The following is an 18637-nucleotide window of genomic DNA, read 5'->3' as shown; positions in this document are numbered from 1 at the left end:
GACAAAAGAAACTAAAGAAACGCGCGCCGATTGAATATCGGCACGCGCTCGCTGCTTAGCTTTTTTATGTTGTCTACTTGACAGGGGCAAGACCACAAGCTGGTTTTTTTGTTATTCAAAAAGCACTTGTTTGTCCCATAATCATTGAAAACTCCCGTTTTTCTATGCTAGACTAAGTAAAACAATTGATTCGCTGAAGGGGAAAAATATATGCTGGGCCAAAGACAAGGAATAATAGTCTGGCTTTATTCGTTAAAGCAGGCAAAAATGTTAAGAAGATTCGGAAACGTCCATTATGTGTCAAAAAGGCTAAAATATGTTGTATTATACTGTGATCTTGCCGATACGGAAGGATTAATGGAAAAAATCAACTCATATTCCTTTGTAAAAAAAGTGGAGCCATCCTATAAACCATTCCTTAAAACGGAATTTGAAAATTCAAAGCCTGACAAGGCAAAGGAATATGACTATAAGATGGGTATTTAAAAAAGGCATGAGTAAAGCTCATGCCTTTTTGTTATAAATTCAGAAGTAAAATACTTTCTGAATTTCATCTCGGGTTGTCTTGGGTGCATACGGAGTTTTTTATTGGAGTGGTGCAATATAATGATTAAGCCTTAAGATTCCAATTAAATACTGGTAATACAATTCCTTTTCATTAAAAAGAGTGGAGGGCTTTACGGTAAGCTGAACGATTTCCTTATCGAGACTACTTGCAGTTTCCGCAAATAAATCAAATCTTTTGTTGGGTGTCACATTTGGGTTTGGAATTCCTTCCCGGCAAAGATATAGCGGCTGGAAATCTCCAGGATTTGTAGGTTTCAGAATAACCGCCAAAGATGTAGCTTCTTTACCATTAATGCTGGTATGGAAAGCTGCCATATGTAACATGCGATGCTGATTGACCCTTGCTATCTCGATTAATTCATAAATGTCCGAATATCCTTCTCCAATTTCTATAAAACGCTGTATCAAAAATAGTTCCTCCTTTAAGCCTCAGTGGCATCCACTTCCTCATCCCTGTATCCAGTTTTGAAATATTGAAAATAAAATGCCTTATGTCCATCCATACTTTATCATTTCCCGCATAAAAATAGAAGTAGTACCTAAAAAGCAGAAGGGAGAGAGACTGCATGCTTTACCTTTTTCTTTCAATGACATTGCTCCTATGTGCCGGTTACTTCATCAAGGCGGATATATCTCCATTAGAAAAGAAACATATTTATGATATGAACGGTTTTGTTGTTGTCTCCATTATAGCTGCGCTTACTGCGAAAGGTTTATTGATTGCACAAAATAAAGATCTATTCGCGATGTCGTTAGGTGAATTGGAGGTTTTTCTTGCTTCAGAAGGATTGCCTGGGGAAGACTGGGCAGTGACTTGCTTGAGCATTGGAGAAACCTGCAGCATATTGGAAGGTGGCCTGGATCTGGATTTTGCATGAAGAAGCTATAAAACCATGTGGAGGAAATAGAAGCTGGTTCCGCGGGTAAAAGGGAATCACGCGCGTAAACGATTTATATCTGCGCGCAAAATGCCTAAACCCGCGCGTAAAAGAGCAGAAGCCGCTCACAAACCAGGCTCCCCGCGCTTATAAACAGAAACCATGCATATGCAACCGGGCATACAAAAGTCGAACTCACACGGTTTTCAAAATTCACTGGGCTAGAAGAGGAAAATTTCTCAATTTTATTACAAAATTTATGTGACGGATGTCCTTCCCTTTGGTATTGTTATGGTAAAAGAACAAGATTAAGAGGGTATACCTATGTGGAGGGCATCTTTATTTATTTTTTTAATATTGTCAGGAACAATTACGGGCATGCTTGTCTGGCAGTGGAAAGCTTATTCTGAGCAAACTGGACGGGCTGAGGAGCATACTTTGCGGGCAACCCAGCAAATTAATGTTGAATCTCTTCAAAATGAGCTTAAAATCACGCAAACGGTCACAGGCCTTATACCGGAAAAAGAATATAGGCTTATCATTCCTGATTCACTATTTCAGTGGAAGTGCAAAAATGGCCAAGAAAAAGCGTGTGATTCGGCGGACGAAAATCCTTACACATTCTTCTCAAATGAGAAAATGATTTTTGAATATGTTTTGCCAATAAATAAAGATAAAAATGCATTTATGTTAAATGACTGGACAGTATCCATTTCTGGCGTGGAGATAGAGAGCTCCCTAATAACTATTTCTGATTCCTTCAGGAGGAAAGGCTCCTGGGCAGCCGGAGTTCCTTTAAAAGCACAAAAAAAAATGAAACACATCGATTATTATATTTTTGAAGGAAGAGAGAATACTCCTTCGCTTTACTGGCAGCAGGGGGATCTGGTGAAAAAAAGGACAAATACGGTAGATATTTATTCAGAAAATCAGTCATTGAATCTAAATTTTGAAAAGCTTAATAACTTAGGGGAAATTCCATATTTGTCTGTGGTACTTACCGATCATTACCAGGAATCTTACGGAAGAGGAATCCTTATAGCCGGTACTAATACTAAAAAGGAAAAGCTTGAAAAAATGCTCATCATCCAGGCTTTTGAAAAAAAGTTTGGGTATCTTCCGTTAAAAGAGGATTGGCTTATCGATGCACTTGCATCGCATGCAGTGGAGCAGAAGGCAGGTACAGAAAAAGGAAACCGGATATTCAAGGAATTAGAGAAAGAACTGGCTGAAGATGAACTGAAGGTATTTTTTCAGGATATAAATATGGAAGAATCACTCAATACAGAAAAACTGGACAAGCAGCTAAGTGATTTAAAGGGCCATTCGACACGCTTTTTTACTGTGAATAAAGATTTGGATGCACCCTTTGTCCCTCTTTATTTTGATGATGGTAAAAAAGTATTTATTTCAGGCAAGGAGCAAAAAGGCTTTAAACTAATCCATAAAAACGGAAAGAAGCTTTTGCCATTTAAAGCTGCAATGGAGGCTTTGGGTTTTGACGTGAGGATTTTATCCGGTGAGGAAACGATGCTGCTGGCAAAAGGAAATAACAGCTATCGCTTTTACTTAAACAGAAATGTATTCATTTATAATGAAGAGGATTATGGACTGCTGGAAAATCCATTAACCGTTCTAAATGGGACGGCGTTTATCGAAATACAATGGCTTCAATCTCTTTTTGATGTTTCAATCGAAGAATGGGATCACAAGATCAAATTAACAGCTGCTCCCAAATAAAATAATTTCCGAAAAAGCAGATAAAAATAAAAAGCCCTGCAGATTTCCTGCAGGGTCCTTCTATATCCTTTTCAGGATAGAAGGCAAAGGGAGAGGAGAAACCGGAGGAAGAACTTATGGGGAAACGTAAGTCTTCTCCGCGGTTGGCAACAACATCCTCGAATAGATGCTGTTAATTACATTATTTCCACAATCGCATTGGATATACACTTAATCGGATAATTTTTTCCATATTAATATGCCAAATTGATTCCGCTTTCAATTTACAGGTTGGCTACCAATTGTAAGTTATGGTAGGATAGGGAAGAAAAAATGTATCACGTGATTGTTTTCCCCATTTGCAGATGATTTAAGCGGGAAAATGAAAATTATGCAAGTTAGCGGTGATTCTATGCGAGTTGTATCAGGAACGAAAAAAGGAAAGATATTAAAAGCTGTCCCGGGCAGTTCAACCCGTCCTACAACGGATAAGGTTAAGGAAGCCATATTTAATATCATTGGCCCTTATTTTGATGGCGGGCAGGGTCTTGATTTATTTGCCGGAAGCGGCGGACTGGGAATTGAAGCTCTCAGCAGAGGGGCAGAAAAGGTCATTTTTGTCGACCGCGACGGCAAGGCTATTCAAACCATTCATGAAAATATTCGGATATGCGGTTTTGAAGAGCAGGTGGAGGTATACCGCAACGATGCCGATCGTGCAATAAAGGCAATTTTAAAAAGAGAACTGGCCTTTGATTATATATTTCTAGACCCTCCGTACCGTAAGCAGCAGCTGCTCAAGCTCCTTCAGGTAATTGATGAGAAGGCTTTGCTTGCAGAGGGCGGAACAATATTGTGCGAACACAGTTCAGATGTAACATTGCCGGATTCAGTCGGCAGGCTTGTTCAGCGCAAGCATGAAAATTACGGAATAATATCTATTTCCATTTACGGCTGGGCTGAATAGTCACATACTTAGGCTGAAAGAAAGAAAAATATATCCATAACACAAAAAATGATAGGGGGATATTAATGGGCGGCATAGCTGTTTGTCCAGGAAGCTTTGATCCAATTACATATGGCCATCTGGATATTATAAAAAGAGGGGCGAAGGTATTTGACCAGGTTTATGTGGTCGTCTTAAATAACTCTTCCAAAAATCCTTTATTTACAGTTGAGGAACGAATCAGTCTGATAGAAGAAGTGACGAAAGATATACCGAATGTGAAGGTGGATTCTTTTCAGGGCCTTTTGATGGATTATGCAAGTTCTGTTAAGGCAAGTGCTGTTATACGCGGTTTGCGGGCAGTTTCTGATTTTGAATATGAAATGCAGATTACATCCATGAATAGGGTATTGAATGATGAAGTAGAAACCTTTTTCATCATGACCAATAACCAATATTCGTTTTTAAGTTCCAGCATTGTTAAAGAAGTGGCAAAATATAATGGGGATATTTCAGAGCTTGTTCCCGACACAGTGGAAAAAGCACTTAAAGTAAAATTCCAATAAATGAAAACGGGCGCCAGGGGCTGCCCGTTTTTTAATCCAGCAAAACACATTTTCAAAATGTTTTAGTTTCTATCAAGGCGCCTTGCCAGGCCATAGGTGTATACGGTAAGAGCCAATAGTGTAATTAGCGGACCGGCTGCAGCCAACCAATTAAGCATTTTCCCAAAAAGCGAATAATCACCAAAGAAGCCGACCGGAATTGCATTGGAAGGCTGTTCCGTGTTGTAAAATCGTTCATAAATAGGATTCCAAAGGATAAACGCATAAAACGAAGCGGTAAACCCATGAATGATTCTTGCAAAAAAGAAAGGCTTAAAATTAATGTCTGTCTGGGCAAGTATGCTCGCGACTTGTGCTTGTACGCTAAATCCGCTGAAAGCAAGTATAAAGCTGGTGATAACCACCTGGTGCATCAAAGTAGCCTCCTGCACCTGGCTTGTCATTTGACTTCCAAGTGTAATTTCAAAGAGCCCGGAAATAAAAGGAATGCTTAATTCAACCGGCAAATGAAACAGTGCTAATATGACCTCTATGCCTTTAGCAAGAATTGCTGTTATTCCGAGGTGAAATAGAAGCTTGTTAATGACAGAGAAAAGAATAATAAATCCGCCGATCATTAATAGTGTTTGAATAGATGACATGACAGCGTCCCCTAGAAGCTTCCCGATGGGGCGGTTATCATTAATCCTTGTCCGGTGAAGGGCTGAAAGGGCCGCCCGTAAAGAGGGCCTTGCTTTTTTTTCTTCCTGGGAGGGTCTCTTGGAATTTCTTCCGTAAAACCTCATCAATAAACCAACTGTAATATTGCCGAGATAATGCGCTAAAGCCAGAATCACTCCAAGCTTTGCGTTATTAAAGAATCCGACGGAGACAGCACCAAATATAAACAGGGGGTTTGAACAATTGGTGAAGGAAACAAGCCGTTCTGCTTCTGTTTTTGTCAGCTGGCCTTCCTGTCGAAGCCTTGCTGTAAGTTTTGCTCCTGCGGGGTATCCTGATGCCATTCCCATTGCCCAGACAAAACCGCCTACTCCTGGAACTTTAAATAAGGGTCTCATTAAAGGCTCCAGCAGCACGCCGATAAATTTTACGACCCCGAAACCGATCAGCATCTCTGAAACGATAAAGAAAGGCAATAAAGATGGAAAAACGATTTCCCACCACATATTTAGTCCCCTGATTGATGCATCAACCGATTCCTGGGGAAATGAAATTAATGAAATGGCCATTAAGGTTACAGAGAGTGCGAGAGTAACCGTTTTTAATTTGGAACGAAACACGGACAAGCCTCCCTCAAAGTTGTACTGACTGTGCAACTATTTTAAACAATGGTAAAATGAAGTAGCATTTTGATATTTATTTTTTACGCCATTAATCAGTAAACGTCTATAAAGAAAACAGAGAAAAATGAACCAGGAATACGGGTATGGTTAATGCCGCCCAGCCTTGTCCCCATATAACTCAATATACTCATAGAACTTTAAAATAGACCATAGAATTAAGTACAGGCATAAGCAAAATTAAGAAGATAAATGTTCTTGGATTATGGAATTATATTCTGTAGAGATATGCGGTCAGCAAAGTTGCTACAAGAAGCAGGTGCGCACATAAAATGAATGGACCTGCCGAAGCCATGCACATGGATGGAAGATTGAAACTGCTAGGCTTATAAAGGATAGAATAATAAAAGGCCATGTTAGGAGGCCATATGGTGTCCAGAGGAGGGAGTCTTTTGCGTCGTCCGAAAATAGGTTTGGCACTTGGTTCGGGAGGTGCGCGGGGGTTTGCCCACTTAGGTGCCATCAAGGTCTTAAAGGAAGCAGGCATCCCGATTGATTTTATTGCGGGCAGCAGTATGGGGGCAATGGTCGGGTGCTTTTATGGAGCGGGGCTGGATATAGAGCGTTTATACAAACTTTCAAAGGCCTTTAAAAGAAAGTATTATCTTGATTTTACAGTGCCCAAAATGGGCTTTATTGCCGGAAAGCGTGTAAAGGAGCTTATTCGTATTTTCACTCATGGAAAGTATCTTGAAGAGCTTGATATCCCAGTCAATGTGGTAGCGACTGATTTGATGACTGGAGAAAAGGTTATATTTAATAAAGGTCCGATTGCCGACGCAGTGAGGGCAAGTATTTCCATACCGGGCATTTTTGTCCCTGAAAAATTAAATGGGCGCCTATTGGTTGATGGGGGAGTAGTTGATCGGGTACCTGTTTCAGTTGTAAAAGAAATGGGGGCGGATATTATCATTGCCATCGATGTCTCCCATGTAAAAACAAATGCGGAAATCACCTCTATTTATGATGTAATCATGCAGAGTTTGGACATCATGCAAATGGAGCTCGTAACGCATAGGGAAATTGCGTCCGATTTTATGATCAGGCCAAGAGTGGAAATGTATAGCTCCCGGGCGTTTACCAATATCGAAGAAATTATTAAAATCGGGGAAGAGGAAGCAAAGAAACATATTGACAGTATCCAGGAGTACATAACCAAATGGAAGGAGCATCCTGAATAATGAGAAATAAGTTTTATACACGTTCCTTCTTAATTGTTGCAGTTATGATTTTGCTCAGTTCCTTTTATTATCTGCCCTATTATGTGTCAAAGCCGGGTATGGCAAAAGAACTGGAGCCGATTATCGAGGTCGAAAACGGCTACGAAGAAAAAGGCAGTTTTATGCTGACAACTGTAAGAATGGGCCGTGCCAATATCTATGCATACGTGACTGCAAAATTGAGCAAGTATCAGGAACTCTATCCTGTCGAGGATATCCGGGCCGAAAATGAGACAGATGAAGAGTATAATGTTCGCCAGCTTCATTTAATGGCTTCATCTAAATTGGCAGCTATAGAAACAGCCTATAAAAAAGCGGGGATTCCCATCAAGTATCATTTTAATGGAGTTTACGTCCTAAATGTTATGCCTGATATGCCTGCACATGGAAAACTGCAGGCCGGTGACCGCATTTTTAAAGTAAATGGAAAAGAGTTCAAATCTTCCGATGAGTTTATCAGCTCTGTCTCTGAAAAACAGGATGGGGATGAAATCACATTAACATACGAACGGCAGGATCATACGAAAGAGACTGCTATCACTTTAAAAACCCTTCAAGAGACGGGAAAACCTGGAGTGGGAATCACTTTGGTGGATGACAAAGAAGTTGAGGTCGATCCTGCTGTTAATATCAAAAGCGATGAAATTGGAGGTCCCTCTGCTGGGTTGATGTTTTCGCTGGAAATATACAATCAGCTTATTAAAGAAGATCTGACCAGAGGTTATCAGATTGCCGGTACAGGAACTATAAATACAGAGGGTACAGTTGGCAGAATCGGAGGCATTGAGCAAAAAATAGTTGCAGCCGATAAAGCCGGAGCAGAAATATTCTTTGCCCCTAACGAAAATGATGCAGAAGACTCAAATTATAAAGCTGCTGCGACAACCGCCAAGGATATAAAGACGGATATGAAAATAGTTCCGGTTGATACCTTTGATGATGCAGTTGAATATTTGAGAAATTTGGATTAAATGAAGCTAGCGGCCAATATGCCGCTAGCTATTTTGGTGGAATGGATTAGGCATTTTTATAAAAATAAAGCGGTGCTGCACTGTTTATTCCTATTGCCCTCTTAAGAATGCTGGGAACCTTATTTCATTTTTTACAGAAAGATAGAGAGAAGCATATCCAAAAACACAGGAATCTATAAAAAAATAAAAAGGCGGCAAAAACAGCGGGAATATGCAAGCTGTTTTGCCGCTTTGCGCGGGTGAATAATCCAAGAGTTTTTTTACTGAATCATAATTGGAGGCTGCTTGAACTCCTGTTCCAGCAGAATTTGCTGCTGCCGGCCTTTTACGCCCAAGGCATAAACCCGGGATGCTTTTATATCCAAGTGAAGAAGGTCGCTTACCCGGGAGGAAACTCTTGAAATAAGAGGGAGAGGCAAATCTGCTTTATGCTTGTTTAAATATTCTCTGCCAATTTTGGACATTCCCAACAGCCGCAAATACGTAGACTTACTGGGTTCAGAAGGCATTTCCTCTTTTGCTGTGTTGGTAAGGATATGCACACAAGCTCTTTGGAGCCTTGTCCATGTATAGCGCTTCGTTTTAATCAGTTCCATAAATTGCTGGAAGGTTTCTGCCTGCAATGCTGCAGCCAGTAATCGATGTTCCAGCCCCTCCTCCATTTCATAGATCGTTTCTAACTGTTCAGGAAGGAGGTGGACTAATCGGTATTTAAGGAGCGGCCAATAATCTTCCCATTGGTGAAACCTTCCGAATTTTTCTTTATACTCGATTAACCCGCTATAGGTAGTTTCTGGAACGTACTGGCGAATGGTCTCAATTTCTCCGTTTTCCGAAAAAAGGGCTTTCCTGATACTTGTTGCGCTTGCAATCGAATCGGATGAAAATTGTTCGTCATGGTATCCAGCATTTTTTCTGGCAACAGTCAGGACTTTCAGAGATGCATTTTGATTTCTTGCAGCCTTTAAATACTGAAAGCCGAGAATATTATTTGGTTTTGAAAGGTCAACCATATTACTTTCAGGCTGGATATCACTAAAAGCCAAGGATGTTGCTTTTGGATAACTGCAGCCCTCATCCAAATGAAATTTAACTCTGTTTTGATACGTGTCATTTTGTTTTTCCAGAAAAGATAAAGTTCGGTGGAAGCTATTCATATTCCCCGATTCGCTGCCAAAGCATAAACTTCGGCATCCGGCGGCTTCTAGTATTGATACGGCTCCACTTGCAAAAATATCTGCCTGTTGGGCGGCAAACTGATACGGCAGTTCAAAAACAATGTCCGCTCCTGCTTTTAATGCCATTTCAGTCCGCTTCCACTTTGAAACAAGCGCCGGTTCCCCCCGTTGCAGAAAATTTCCGCTCATGGCAGCAATGACGATTTCTGCACCGGAAGCCTGCTTTGCCTGCTTCATATGGTAGGCATGGCCATTATGAAAAGGATTATACTCTACGATTACTCCAACTGCATTCATATTTGACATACTCCTCGAAAAGGTTTAAAAAGATATGTATTGGAAAAAGTAAAAAGAAAGCCAAAATAAATGAAAACGAACAAAAACTTGGATTTCTGCAAAAAGCTGCTGATCATATAAGAAAATAAGCCTTCAATAGTGTGATAATAGCTACATTATAGTGTAAAGAAAAAATATTGACAAATAATTATAGGAAGGCTATAATTACCTTTGTTGCCTTGGGGTGATTCGTATGAAATGGACTTTAAGTCAGTTACAAAAATATCGAAGCAAGGATTTTCCCATTGATGAAACTGTCAATGTAGATGAGGTCATGAAATTGGATCCGGACATTCGCGGTTCTTCACCAATGCACGTGACAGGCCGTGCGGATATCGATTCGGCCAAAGTGACTTTTCATTTAAATATAAAGGGTCATTTAATACTGCCTTGTTCTCGTACTTTAGTTGACGTAAATTATCCAATTAATGTTGAAACAACAGAAACTTTCCTCTTAAAAGGGTTGGATTATGAGACCGAAGAGGAAGTTCACCAGGTAAATGGGGATGTGATTGATCTTAATCCGATCCTTCATGAGATCCTTTTACTCGAAGTCCCAATGCAAGTTTTCTGCGAAGACAGCAGTGAAGAAGGAGCTCCACAATCCGGAAAGGACTGGGAGGTCATTCAGGAGCAAGATAAACAGGATAAAGTAGATCCTCGTCTTGCCGGACTTGCTCAATTTTTTGATCAAAATGATCCTTCTTCCGATTCATAACGGAAGAAAAAACAAGAAGCATTTGAAGAAACCAGCTTGATCTGGCCTTCATAACTTTCTTAATGGGTGTGTTCAAATCCCTTTGGACATCCTCTAATACTCTTTAAGGAGGTGGGAAGAATGGCTGTACCTTTTAGAAGAACATCTAAAACTGCGAAGAGAAAACGTCGTACCCATTTTAAATTACAGGTTCCTGGTATGGTAGAATGCCCAAACTGTGGTGAAATGAAACTTGCTCACCGCGTTTGCAAAGCTTGCGGAACTTACAAAGGAAAAGAAGTAGTAAACGACTAATCCTTTAGATACAAAGCACAAGAACTTTATGTTCTTGTGCTTTTGTCGTTTTTCGGCAGTAATATTCCCATTTTAGAGTACAAGCAGCCGCTTAGTTTTGCTAATATTAAAAATAGTTTAGTAAAAAGCTCTTTTAAAGTCCATATTGATTTTGGCACTCTGTTGATTGGAGTGGAAGGCGTTAGACTCAAGCGGAAGAGCGATCTTGAAGGGAGACCCCGCAGGCGCATGTAGCCGAGGAGGCTTTCGGACCGCCCGCAGCTTGCTTAGCGCCCGGAGCGGAAATCAACAGCCAAGTTTAAAAGAGCTTAGTAAAAATAAAAGGAGGCAGTAATGGACCCATACATAATTGAAGAACACGAAGAGGGACTTTTAGTTTTTACGATAAACAGGCCGGAAAAGAGGAATGCCGTTAGTTATGAAGTGATGGACGGATTGGAGGAGGCACTATCAAGAGCAGGGAGTGAATCGGTTAAAGCGCTTGCTATTACTGGGGCAGGAAACAAGGCTTTTTGCTCTGGAGGTGATCTTTCTTCCTTCCATGGGTTAAAAACAGAAAAGGAAGCATTCGAAATGCTTAGCAGAATGGCAGGCCTCTTGAAGACACTGCTTTTCTTGCCTAAACCGACAGTCGCTTTCCTAAATGGAACCGCTGTTGGAGGGGGATGTGAACTTGCAGCTGCCTGTGATTTTCGAATTGCTAAGGGTGGTACCAGGGCAGGATTTATTCAAGGAACTTTGGCTATTACAACCGGCTGGGGTGGAGGTACAATGCTAACGGAAAAGCTGCTTCCAGCCAATGCCATGAAAATGCTGATGGAAGCTTGTCTATATTCAACCGAAGAATTGGTCGAACTTGGCTTTGTGCATTCCATCTATGAGGGTGAAGCACTGGAAGGCTGCAGAAGTTTTCTGGATAAAATGCTTTTGCTGGAAAGTGATGTTCTTAAAGCCTATAAAGAAATTATGGTGAAAAAATGGAAGGCGAATGAGGTAGAAGAAAGGATAGAGCAGGAGATCCGCCGCTGTGCCATTTTATGGGAAGGTGAACCGCATCATAAACAGGTTGATCGCTTTATGAATAAATAAAAGTTTGAAAATAAGGATCAGCAACATAAAATAGCCCTGACTGAATAAAGTTTCACTTTATAGTATGACATCAGTCTATCTTTTCTAGCATAGGCATATGTATAAAGAAAAAACACTAGGAGGGATATTCTGATGTCATCAACCCGTCAGGATGCTTGGTCTCAAGATGAAGATTTGCTGCTTGCTGAAGTGGTGCTCCGCCATATAAGAGAAGGGGGAACTCAGCTTCAAGCGTTTGAAGAAGTAGGCAAACAGTTAAGCAGAACAGCAGCTGCATGCGGTTTCCGCTGGAATTCCTTTGTTAGAAAGCAATATAAATCAGGGATTGAATTAGCTAAAAAACAGAGGAAAGAAATGAAAAAAAATCCTCAGGCAGCAGAAAGAGAAAAAGAAATTTCCGATGAACCTGCAGCTAAGGCAAGTGACTATACCGGACAAGAAACAAGAGAAGACATAAATATAATTGAGTTTGATGAACTAGTCATTTTCCTCAAAGCGTTATATGATAAAGCGCAAAAAACAGGGGAACTGGAAGATGATTCCTCAAGGGAACGTATTCAGGAATTGGAAAAACAAATGTATTACCTTGCGGCTGAAAATGAAAGATTAATTAAAGAACTAAATACGATGGAACAGGATTATAAGGCATTAGTAGAAATCATGGAAAGCGCCCGCAAACTTGTGGGGCTAAAAGATGGAGACCGCCAGAAAAACCTTAAATTCACCGTAGATCCAAGCGGCCAGCTGGAGAAAGTTGAGAAATAGGAAACAGCTCTTAAGTGTGGTGATAATTATTGCCGGAATAGAATTAAATAACATAAATAAAGCGGACAATAGCTTTGTCCGCTTTATCTCTTATTGTTTTTAAGATGCAAGAGTAACCCGGTGATTAGTGGGCCTGTTCCTTAACGCCTGCAGGGAACCATGCAAGCGGGTTCTCTCCAAGGTCGCGTTCCATATCATAATTGACTGCGGAAAAGCCCATCTTCTCCCAGAAAGGTTTTGATTTTACTCGGGGATTCGTTTTAATAGGAAGTCCAAATCCTTTTGCGAATTCCACAAGCGCTTTCCCATAGCCTTTATTTTGATAGTCCGGCAGAACTTCGAGCTTCCAAAGCTCCAAATAATCCTGAGCAGGCTCGAAATAACGGTCGAATCTTGCATCAATTTGGTAAAGGCTCATGCGTGCTACTAGTTTATCGCCGAAATAGATACCGTAGAAAGGCGATTCACTGTCATTTTCTATAATATTAGCTTCCAGGTCCTCCAGCATGGACAATTCCTGGAGTCCATACTCTTTAAATTTTTTAAACTCTTCCAAAGTTTTGTAATTTACTTTTAATTTTTCCACTTTATAATTCATATAATCTCCCCCTTAGCCAAAGGTGTATATAGATTCTTAAAGATGTAACCGCTTAATAATATCTTCCGACTATTCGAAAGTTTTTTCTTTGTCTATTATTATATAACAAGTAAACAAAAAATTCTGCACTTAAGATTAGTTTTTTCGAAGTAAGCAGCTTTATCCTGATTACAAAGGGTTATCCTGTAGTGTTTCCAGTGGGCTAGCATTCAGAAAAGAATTGCGAACGTCAAGTTTTTTAATAAAAATTTAGAAAGCGTTTACAAAACGAGCAGGAAAAAGGCAGAAGTTTGTAGAAATATATATTATTGCAGGATTAATATGCTTGGAAAGGGGATCGATTGTGCGAAAAATTTTGATTGCAAACAGGGGAGAAATTGCTTTGCGCATTATAAAAACCTGCCGGGAAATGGGCATTGAAACTGTTGCCGTATATTCCGATGCAGACAAGGACCTGCCTTTTGCTAAAGAAGCTACATATGCTTTCAATATAGGTGAACCGCCTGTTAATAAATCATATTTAAAAACAGATACCATACTTGAGATTGCCAAAAGGGAAAAAGTTGATGGAATCCATCCAGGATATGGTTTCTTATCAGAAAACGCGAGCTTTGCCAGAGCAGTTAAAGACGCTGGAATCACCTTTATTGGGCCTGATCCTGAAACGATTGAGATGATGGGGGATAAAATTGTTTCCCGGAAAACAATGATGGAAGCAGGGGTACCTGTTGTTCCTGGAAGCGGTGAAGGTACATCTACTTTGGAGGAAGCATGCAAGCTTGCGGATTCAATGGGTTATCCGGTTATGCTGAAGGCTAGCGGCGGAGGCGGAGGAATTGGCATGGTGCGCTGTGAAAATGAGCAAGCGCTCGCTAAGTCCTTTGATTCTACAAAAACCCGTGCCAGGGCTTACTTTGGGTCTGATGAAGTATTTGTAGAAAAGTATATTCAAAATGCCAGACACGTAGAAATCCAGGTGTTCGGTGATAATCATGGAAATATCGTTCACTTATTTGAAAGGGATTGCTCGATTCAAAGGAGACACCAGAAAGTTGTTGAGGAATCACCATCTCCTTTCCTATCAGAACAAACAAAGCAAAAGATGTATGAAACGGCTTTGACTGCGGCAGCTGCTGTTCAATATAAAAATGCAGGAACGATTGAATTTATTGTAGATGAAAAAGAAAGTTTTTATTTTCTTGAAATGAACACAAGACTCCAGGTTGAACACCCGGTGACTGAACAAATTACAGGACTTGACCTTGTAAAATGGCAGCTGCTGGCAGCCAGCGGGGAAAAACTGCCGCTTTCACAAAATGAAATTAAACAGCATGGCCACTCAATCGAATTCAGATTATATGCTGAGGATCCTAAAACCTTCCTCCCTTCGCCAGGTAAATTGTCCATGTTTGAATGGGGGGCTTCACCTGGGGTACGGGTTGATTATGGATATGTTTCTGGTACAACAGTCAGCCCATTTTATGATCCGATGATTGCAAAATGCATTATCCATGGAGAAACAAGAATAGAGGCAATCGAAAAAGCGGTTCAATTCTTTGATGAACTGAAATTAGAAGGCATTAAAACAAATGCACCTTTATTTAAAGAGATTTTAAGAGACGAAGATTTCCGCAAAGGGAATTATTCAACAGCTTTTTTAACGGAAAAGGCGTTCGCCATCAAATAAAAGGAGGAATTACAAATGAGAGAAATCACATCATCAATGGCAGGTACTGTATTAAATATTATGGTTGAGGCAGGCCAGGAGGTTTCTGCGGGCCAGGAAGTGCTAATGCTGGAATCCATGAAAATGGAGATACCAGTTGAAAGTGAGGCTTCCGGAAAAGTAGCTGAAATAAAAGTGAACGTCGGAGACTTCGTGAACGAAGGCGATGTCCTTATCGTTTTTGAATAATTTAGCTCGTTAAAGTTATTTGTAGATTTTGGCATCCTGTTGATTGGAGCGGATGGCGCGATCTCCTCAAATAATGCTCACGCCTTTGCTTTGTGCGGTGTTTATTCACTGATGCTGATTTCAATGTCCATCGGGAGAAGCGTGTTAAAGGGAGACCCTGCAGGGCGCGTCATGCGACAGACAGCCCGCAGTTCGCTGAGCTTCTTGAGCTGAATCAACAGGGGAATTTTACTGTGATAATAAATTATGATCCCAAGTAGGGAAAATCTAATTCTAGGAGGAAGAGAATGACCACTGCAAAGACATTAACTGAAACCCTGCAGGAAAGAAGCAGGGAAATCAAAGCCGGCGGACATCCAAAGTATCATGAAAAAAATGAAGCGCAAAATAAACTCTTTGTCAGAAGACGTCTTGAGCTGCTGTTTGACGATGGATTCTACGAGGAGGATGGAAAGTTTGCAAACTGCCAGGAAAATGATCTGCCCGCAGATGGCGTTGTCACTGCGATTGGGAAAATCAGCGGGCAAACAGTTTGCGTTATGGCGAACGATTCAACCGTAAAGGCAGGTTCCTGGGGTGCCAGAACAGTTGAAAAAATCATTCGTATCCAGGAAACTGCTGAAAAACTAAAAGTCCCAATCCTATACCTGGTTGACTCGGCCGGGGCGCGAATTACAGATCAGCTTGAAATGTTTCCGAATAGACGCGGAGCAGGCAGAATCTTTTACAACCAAGTAAAGCTTTCCGGCATGGTGCCGCAAATTTGTCTGTTATTTGGCCCTTCTGCTGCAGGAGGAGCTTATATTCCTGCTTTTTGTGACATTGTCATAATGGTAGACCAGAATGCTTCCATGTACTTGGGGTCACCAAGAATGGCTGAAAAGGTTATTGGCGAAAAGGTTACTCTTGAAGAAATGGGCGGAGCCCGCATGCATTGTTCGGTCAGCGGCTGTGGAGATATGCTTGCCTACAGCGAGGAAGAGGCAATTGAATCTGCCAGAAGATATTTGGGGTATTTCCCGGCGAGCTTTAAAGAAAAGCCATCTAAGCTTGAGGCTGTTAAGCCGAAGACGGGGCGAGACCTTGAAGAAATCATCCCTAAGAATCAAAATGCCCCATTTGATATGTATGAGTGCATTGATTCATTGATAGATGAAGGAAGCTTCTTTGAAATTAAAAAGCTTTTTGCAGCGGAGCTAATTACCGGTCTTGCTCGCATCGGCGGAAGGACAGTGGGAATTGTTGCCAACCAGCCTAAGGTGAAGGGAGGAGTATTGTTTGTGGACTCTGCTGATAAAGGCGCGAAATTTATTCAGCTTTGCGATGCATTCCATATTCCATTATTGTTCCTGGCCGACGTTCCTGGATTTATGATTGGAACTAAGGTAGAAAGAGCAGGGATTATCCGTCATGGCGCAAAGCTGATTGCAGCTATGAGCTCCGCTACTGTTCCTAAAATCTCTGTTGTCGTTAGAAAAGCATATGGTGCAGGGTTATATGCGATGGCCGGTCCAGCGTTTGAGCCTGACTGCTGCATTGCGCTTCCCACTGCGCAAATCGCCGTTATGGGGCCTGAGGCCGCGGTAAATGCAGTCTATTCTAATAAAATTAATGCAATAGAAGATCCAAAAGAAAAAATTAAATACGTTCAGGAAAAGCAGCAGGAATATAAAGAAACGATAGATATTTATAAGCTTGCCTCAGAATTAATCGTTGACGATATTGTTTCGCCATCAGATTTAAGAAATGTCCTGATTAACCGTTTTGATCTGTATGAAACGAAAGAATTAACATTTAGCGTACGAAAGCACCCAGTTTACCCGGTTTAATATAAGCAAATGAAAAATCCCTTTTTCGGAATTTCGAAAAAGGGATTTTTTTTAAAGGATTTCTTTAAATCAAGATGGAATTTAAAAATAAATATAATATTTTGAAAGAAATGAGTAAACATTCCAATTTACCCATGTTTTATTTTATTTTGATAAAATATAGCCAATGACAAAATTATTATGGGAGTAAGTTATGAAGATTGCTATTATCGGCGGTGGCGCCATTGGCCTATTATTTGCCCATTATTTGAATGAACACCATAACGTGCAGGTGTATGTTAGAAATAATAGCCAGGCGGATAGGCTGCGTTCACAGGGTCTTATATTTGAAAGGGATGGGAAACGCTTTAACCATCCTATCCAGGCAAGCCTTTTTTCAGAATGGAAGGGCGAAGAGGATTTAACTATCGTTGCTGTTAAACAGTATAGTATTCCAGAGGTTGTTTGCAGTATGAAGAAAATGAGCCTTGGCCGTCACTTATCATTGCTGTTTCTCCAAAATGGCATGGGGCATTTAAAGTGGATTCAGAGTCTCGAAGCTGATCATCTCTTTGTAGGAAGTGTTGAACATGGTGCACTCAAAGTGGAATCAGGCACTGTTATGCATACTGGGATAGGGGCAACAAAGCTGGCTGCCATAAAAGGCGATTTAACTTTTTTACAGGCAATTTCCGAACCGGTATTAAATTATTTTCCTTTTGTTTTTAAACAAGATTATAAAGGGATGCTGATTGAAAAGCTGATTGTTAACTCTGTTATTAATCCATTGACTGCTGTGCTTCGTGTCAGAAATGGGGAGCTTCTGGAAAATCAATATTATTACCGTTTGTTTTTAAAGCTGTTTGGTGAAGTAAGTACAATATTGGATATAGCTGATAAAGAGGCAGCATTTACCCATGTGAAAATGGTTTGCAGGCATACAGGGAATAACCGATCCTCCATGCTGAAGGATATTGAAGAAGGCCGACATACAGAAATAGATGCTATCCTGGGTTATATCCTTGAGGAAGCAGCTAGAAAGAAGATGGGGGCTCCATTTTCTGAAAGCCTTTATTGCCTGATTAAAGGGAAGGAGTAAAAAGGGGGAAATATATTGAATACAGTGTTTTCGGCTTTCATCGCAACATTGGTTACAATTCCATTACTTGGATATCTAGCTGTGTTTATTATCAGTAAACAAATAACAAAAAAACACCGAAGATCTGTACATATTGCTTTGGATGTCAGCACTTTTTTATTTATACTGTCTGTCCATTTTTTAATCATTGTTATTTGGGATCAATCATATTTATGGATGATTCTTTTATCATTGCTTGTAACAGCGGTAATTTTTGTTATTATTCATTGGAGGGTTAAACAGGAAATAAGCCTGCGTGTTATGTTTAAAGGGTTTTGGCGATTCAATTTCCTGTTGTACTTTACCGTGTATGTTATCCTCATTATTATTGGGCTGGTCCAAAGGGTTACGGCTGTTGTGTTCATTCCTTAAAAAGCTTTTGTATGACAAAAACTAAAAATATCTAGAATTGAAACATTTAGATAAGCAAAGTTTTTTTCTTTTCAATTCAGACAATGATATACTCAGAAGATGAAATAAAGTGAGTGTTCAAAAAGGAGGACAAAAAGAGCCAAGAAGGTCAGGAAGCACAGCTTGAATAGCGAAGCATAAGCTCGAAACTTCAGTAGCAAATTCCTTGCAAAAAGCACC

Annotated in this window: 20 protein-coding genes; 16 read left to right on the top strand and 4 right to left on the bottom strand. The window is 40.4% G+C overall.

The features are described from left to right. The first annotated feature begins 210 nt into the window (after window positions 1-210). Complete coding sequence (locus DFO73_RS16425) at window positions 211-486, top strand: YlbG family protein (RefSeq protein ID WP_110065804.1); 276 nt, start codon at window positions 211-213, stop codon at window positions 484-486. A 99-nt stretch (window positions 487-585) separates the two neighbouring features. Here DFO73_RS16425 and DFO73_RS16420 read toward each other — a convergent pair whose 3' ends face one another. Then, complete coding sequence (locus DFO73_RS16420) at window positions 586-975, bottom strand: DUF7147 family protein (RefSeq protein WP_110065803.1); 390 nt, start codon at window positions 973-975, stop codon at window positions 586-588. Between the two features lie 158 nt (window positions 976-1133). On the opposite strand from DFO73_RS16420, the gene DFO73_RS16415 reads away from it, so the two are divergent. From DFO73_RS16415 to coaD, 4 genes are all read left to right on the top strand, one after another. Then, complete coding sequence (locus tag DFO73_RS16415; RefSeq protein ID WP_110065802.1) at window positions 1134-1445, top strand: hypothetical protein; 312 nt, start codon at window positions 1134-1136, stop codon at window positions 1443-1445. A 324-nt stretch (window positions 1446-1769) separates the two neighbouring features. Further along, a complete protein-coding gene (locus DFO73_RS16410) occupies window positions 1770-3185 on the top strand; it encodes a stalk domain-containing protein (RefSeq protein WP_110065801.1) in 1416 nt (471 codons plus the stop codon). A 391-nt stretch (window positions 3186-3576) separates the two neighbouring features. Further along, window positions 3577-4131, top strand: coding sequence for a 16S rRNA (guanine(966)-N(2))-methyltransferase RsmD (rsmD, locus tag DFO73_RS16405; protein WP_110065814.1), 555 nt, complete (start codon window positions 3577-3579; stop codon window positions 4129-4131). A gap of 65 nt (window positions 4132-4196) precedes the next feature. Then, window positions 4197-4676: a pantetheine-phosphate adenylyltransferase gene (coaD, locus tag DFO73_RS16400; protein WP_110065800.1), complete on the top strand. Its 480-nt coding sequence runs from the start codon at window positions 4197-4199 to the stop codon at window positions 4674-4676. 62 nt (window positions 4677-4738) lie between these two features. Here the strand turns inward: coaD and ylbJ are convergent, their stop codons facing one another. After that, window positions 4739-5956, bottom strand: a complete 1218-nt coding sequence (ylbJ, locus tag DFO73_RS16395) for a sporulation integral membrane protein YlbJ (protein ID WP_110065799.1) — start codon at window positions 5954-5956, stop codon at window positions 4739-4741. Window positions 5957-6384: 428 nt separating this feature from the next. Between ylbJ and DFO73_RS16390 the strand changes: the two genes are divergently transcribed. Further along, window positions 6385-7197, top strand: a complete 813-nt coding sequence (locus DFO73_RS16390; RefSeq protein WP_181396033.1) for a patatin-like phospholipase family protein — start codon at window positions 6385-6387, stop codon at window positions 7195-7197. Then, the gene (locus DFO73_RS16385; RefSeq protein ID WP_110065797.1) at window positions 7197-8207 is read left to right on the top strand and encodes a SepM family pheromone-processing serine protease; all 1011 of its coding nucleotides are present in this window, start codon (window positions 7197-7199) and stop codon (window positions 8205-8207) included. Before DFO73_RS16390 ends, DFO73_RS16385 begins: the two co-directional genes overlap by 1 nt. A 260-nt stretch (window positions 8208-8467) precedes the next feature. Here DFO73_RS16385 and DFO73_RS16380 read toward each other — a convergent pair whose 3' ends face one another. After that, entirely contained in the window at window positions 8468-9682 is a 1215-nt protein-coding gene (locus tag DFO73_RS16380) for a nucleotidyltransferase (protein WP_110065796.1), read from the bottom strand. Between the two features lie 232 nt (window positions 9683-9914). Here DFO73_RS16380 and DFO73_RS16375 point away from each other — a divergent pair, with 232 nt between their 5' ends. The 4 genes from DFO73_RS16375 to DFO73_RS16360 all read left to right on the top strand — a co-directional run bounded on the left by DFO73_RS16375 (window position 9915) and on the right by DFO73_RS16360 (window position 12587). Further along, the gene (locus DFO73_RS16375; protein ID WP_110065795.1) at window positions 9915-10439 is read left to right on the top strand and encodes a YceD family protein; all 525 of its coding nucleotides are present in this window, start codon (window positions 9915-9917) and stop codon (window positions 10437-10439) included. Between the two features lie 120 nt (window positions 10440-10559). Beyond that, window positions 10560-10733: a 50S ribosomal protein L32 gene (gene rpmF / locus DFO73_RS16370; RefSeq protein WP_009791160.1), complete on the top strand. Its 174-nt coding sequence runs from the start codon at window positions 10560-10562 to the stop codon at window positions 10731-10733. A 333-nt stretch (window positions 10734-11066) separates the two neighbouring features. Beyond that, the gene (locus DFO73_RS16365) at window positions 11067-11822 is read left to right on the top strand and encodes an enoyl-CoA hydratase/isomerase family protein (protein ID WP_110065794.1); all 756 of its coding nucleotides are present in this window, start codon (window positions 11067-11069) and stop codon (window positions 11820-11822) included. 132 nt (window positions 11823-11954) lie between these two features. Continuing rightward, window positions 11955-12587, top strand: a complete 633-nt coding sequence (locus DFO73_RS16360; RefSeq protein ID WP_110065793.1) for an RsfA family transcriptional regulator — start codon at window positions 11955-11957, stop codon at window positions 12585-12587. 124 nt (window positions 12588-12711) lie between these two features. Here the strand turns inward: DFO73_RS16360 and DFO73_RS16355 are convergent, their stop codons facing one another. Then, window positions 12712-13185, bottom strand: coding sequence for an N-acetyltransferase (locus DFO73_RS16355; RefSeq protein WP_110065792.1), 474 nt, complete (start codon window positions 13183-13185; stop codon window positions 12712-12714). Between the two features lie 343 nt (window positions 13186-13528). Here DFO73_RS16355 and DFO73_RS16350 point away from each other — a divergent pair, with 343 nt between their 5' ends. The 5 genes from DFO73_RS16350 to DFO73_RS16330 all read left to right on the top strand — a co-directional run bounded on the left by DFO73_RS16350 (window position 13529) and on the right by DFO73_RS16330 (window position 18418). Then, window positions 13529-14872 carry an acetyl-CoA carboxylase biotin carboxylase subunit gene (locus DFO73_RS16350; protein WP_110065791.1) on the top strand — a complete coding sequence of 448 codons (1344 nt, stop codon included), beginning with the start codon at window positions 13529-13531 and terminating at the stop codon, window positions 14870-14872. Window positions 14873-14887: 15 nt separating this feature from the next. Then, the gene (locus DFO73_RS16345) at window positions 14888-15100 is read left to right on the top strand and encodes an acetyl-CoA carboxylase biotin carboxyl carrier protein subunit (protein ID WP_110065790.1); all 213 of its coding nucleotides are present in this window, start codon (window positions 14888-14890) and stop codon (window positions 15098-15100) included. 287 nt (window positions 15101-15387) lie between these two features. Next, window positions 15388-16929, top strand: a complete 1542-nt coding sequence (locus DFO73_RS16340; RefSeq protein ID WP_110065789.1) for an acyl-CoA carboxylase subunit beta — start codon at window positions 15388-15390, stop codon at window positions 16927-16929. A 193-nt stretch (window positions 16930-17122) separates the two neighbouring features. Further along, window positions 17123-18007, top strand: coding sequence for a 2-dehydropantoate 2-reductase (locus DFO73_RS16335; protein ID WP_110065788.1), 885 nt, complete (start codon window positions 17123-17125; stop codon window positions 18005-18007). Between the two features lie 15 nt (window positions 18008-18022). After that, window positions 18023-18418, top strand: coding sequence for a DUF3397 domain-containing protein (locus tag DFO73_RS16330; protein WP_110065787.1), 396 nt, complete (start codon window positions 18023-18025; stop codon window positions 18416-18418). The last annotated feature ends 219 nt before the right edge of the window (window positions 18419-18637 follow it).

The sequence above is a fragment of the Cytobacillus oceanisediminis genome (assembly GCF_003182355.1).
In the GTDB taxonomy this organism is placed as follows: Bacteria; Bacillota; Bacilli; order Bacillales; family Cytobacillaceae; genus Cytobacillus; species Cytobacillus oceanisediminis_A.
Note: the sequence above shows the minus strand (reverse complement) of the source record. Positions and strands in the feature narration are given on the sequence as shown.

Bases quoted from the DNA above. Each gene is read 5' to 3' on its own strand.
- DFO73_RS16425 (WP_110065804.1), top strand. From the start codon at position 211: ATGCTGGGCCAAAGACAAGGAATAATAGTCTGGCTTTATTCGTTAAAG.
- DFO73_RS16415 (WP_110065802.1), top strand. From the start codon at position 1,134: ATGCTTTACCTTTTTCTTTCAATGACATTGCTCCTATGTGCCGGTTAC.
- DFO73_RS16410 (WP_110065801.1), top strand. From the start codon at position 1,770: ATGTGGAGGGCATCTTTATTTATTTTTTTAATATTGTCAGGAACAATT.
- rsmD (WP_110065814.1), top strand. From the start codon at position 3,577: ATGCGAGTTGTATCAGGAACGAAAAAAGGAAAGATATTAAAAGCTGTC.
- coaD (WP_110065800.1), top strand. From the start codon at position 4,197: ATGGGCGGCATAGCTGTTTGTCCAGGAAGCTTTGATCCAATTACATAT.
- DFO73_RS16390 (WP_181396033.1), top strand. From the start codon at position 6,385: ATGGTGTCCAGAGGAGGGAGTCTTTTGCGTCGTCCGAAAATAGGTTTG.
- DFO73_RS16385 (WP_110065797.1), top strand. From the start codon at position 7,197: ATGAGAAATAAGTTTTATACACGTTCCTTCTTAATTGTTGCAGTTATG.
- DFO73_RS16380 (WP_110065796.1), bottom strand. From the start codon at position 9,682: ATGAATGCAGTTGGAGTAATCGTAGAGTATAATCCTTTTCATAATGGC.
- DFO73_RS16375 (WP_110065795.1), top strand. From the start codon at position 9,915: ATGAAATGGACTTTAAGTCAGTTACAAAAATATCGAAGCAAGGATTTT.
- rpmF (WP_009791160.1), top strand. From the start codon at position 10,560: ATGGCTGTACCTTTTAGAAGAACATCTAAAACTGCGAAGAGAAAACGT.
- DFO73_RS16365 (WP_110065794.1), top strand. From the start codon at position 11,067: ATGGACCCATACATAATTGAAGAACACGAAGAGGGACTTTTAGTTTTT.
- DFO73_RS16360 (WP_110065793.1), top strand. From the start codon at position 11,955: ATGTCATCAACCCGTCAGGATGCTTGGTCTCAAGATGAAGATTTGCTG.
- DFO73_RS16355 (WP_110065792.1), bottom strand. From the start codon at position 13,185: ATGAATTATAAAGTGGAAAAATTAAAAGTAAATTACAAAACTTTGGAA.
- DFO73_RS16345 (WP_110065790.1), top strand. From the start codon at position 14,888: ATGAGAGAAATCACATCATCAATGGCAGGTACTGTATTAAATATTATG.
- DFO73_RS16340 (WP_110065789.1), top strand. From the start codon at position 15,388: ATGACCACTGCAAAGACATTAACTGAAACCCTGCAGGAAAGAAGCAGG.
- DFO73_RS16335 (WP_110065788.1), top strand. From the start codon at position 17,123: ATGAAGATTGCTATTATCGGCGGTGGCGCCATTGGCCTATTATTTGCC.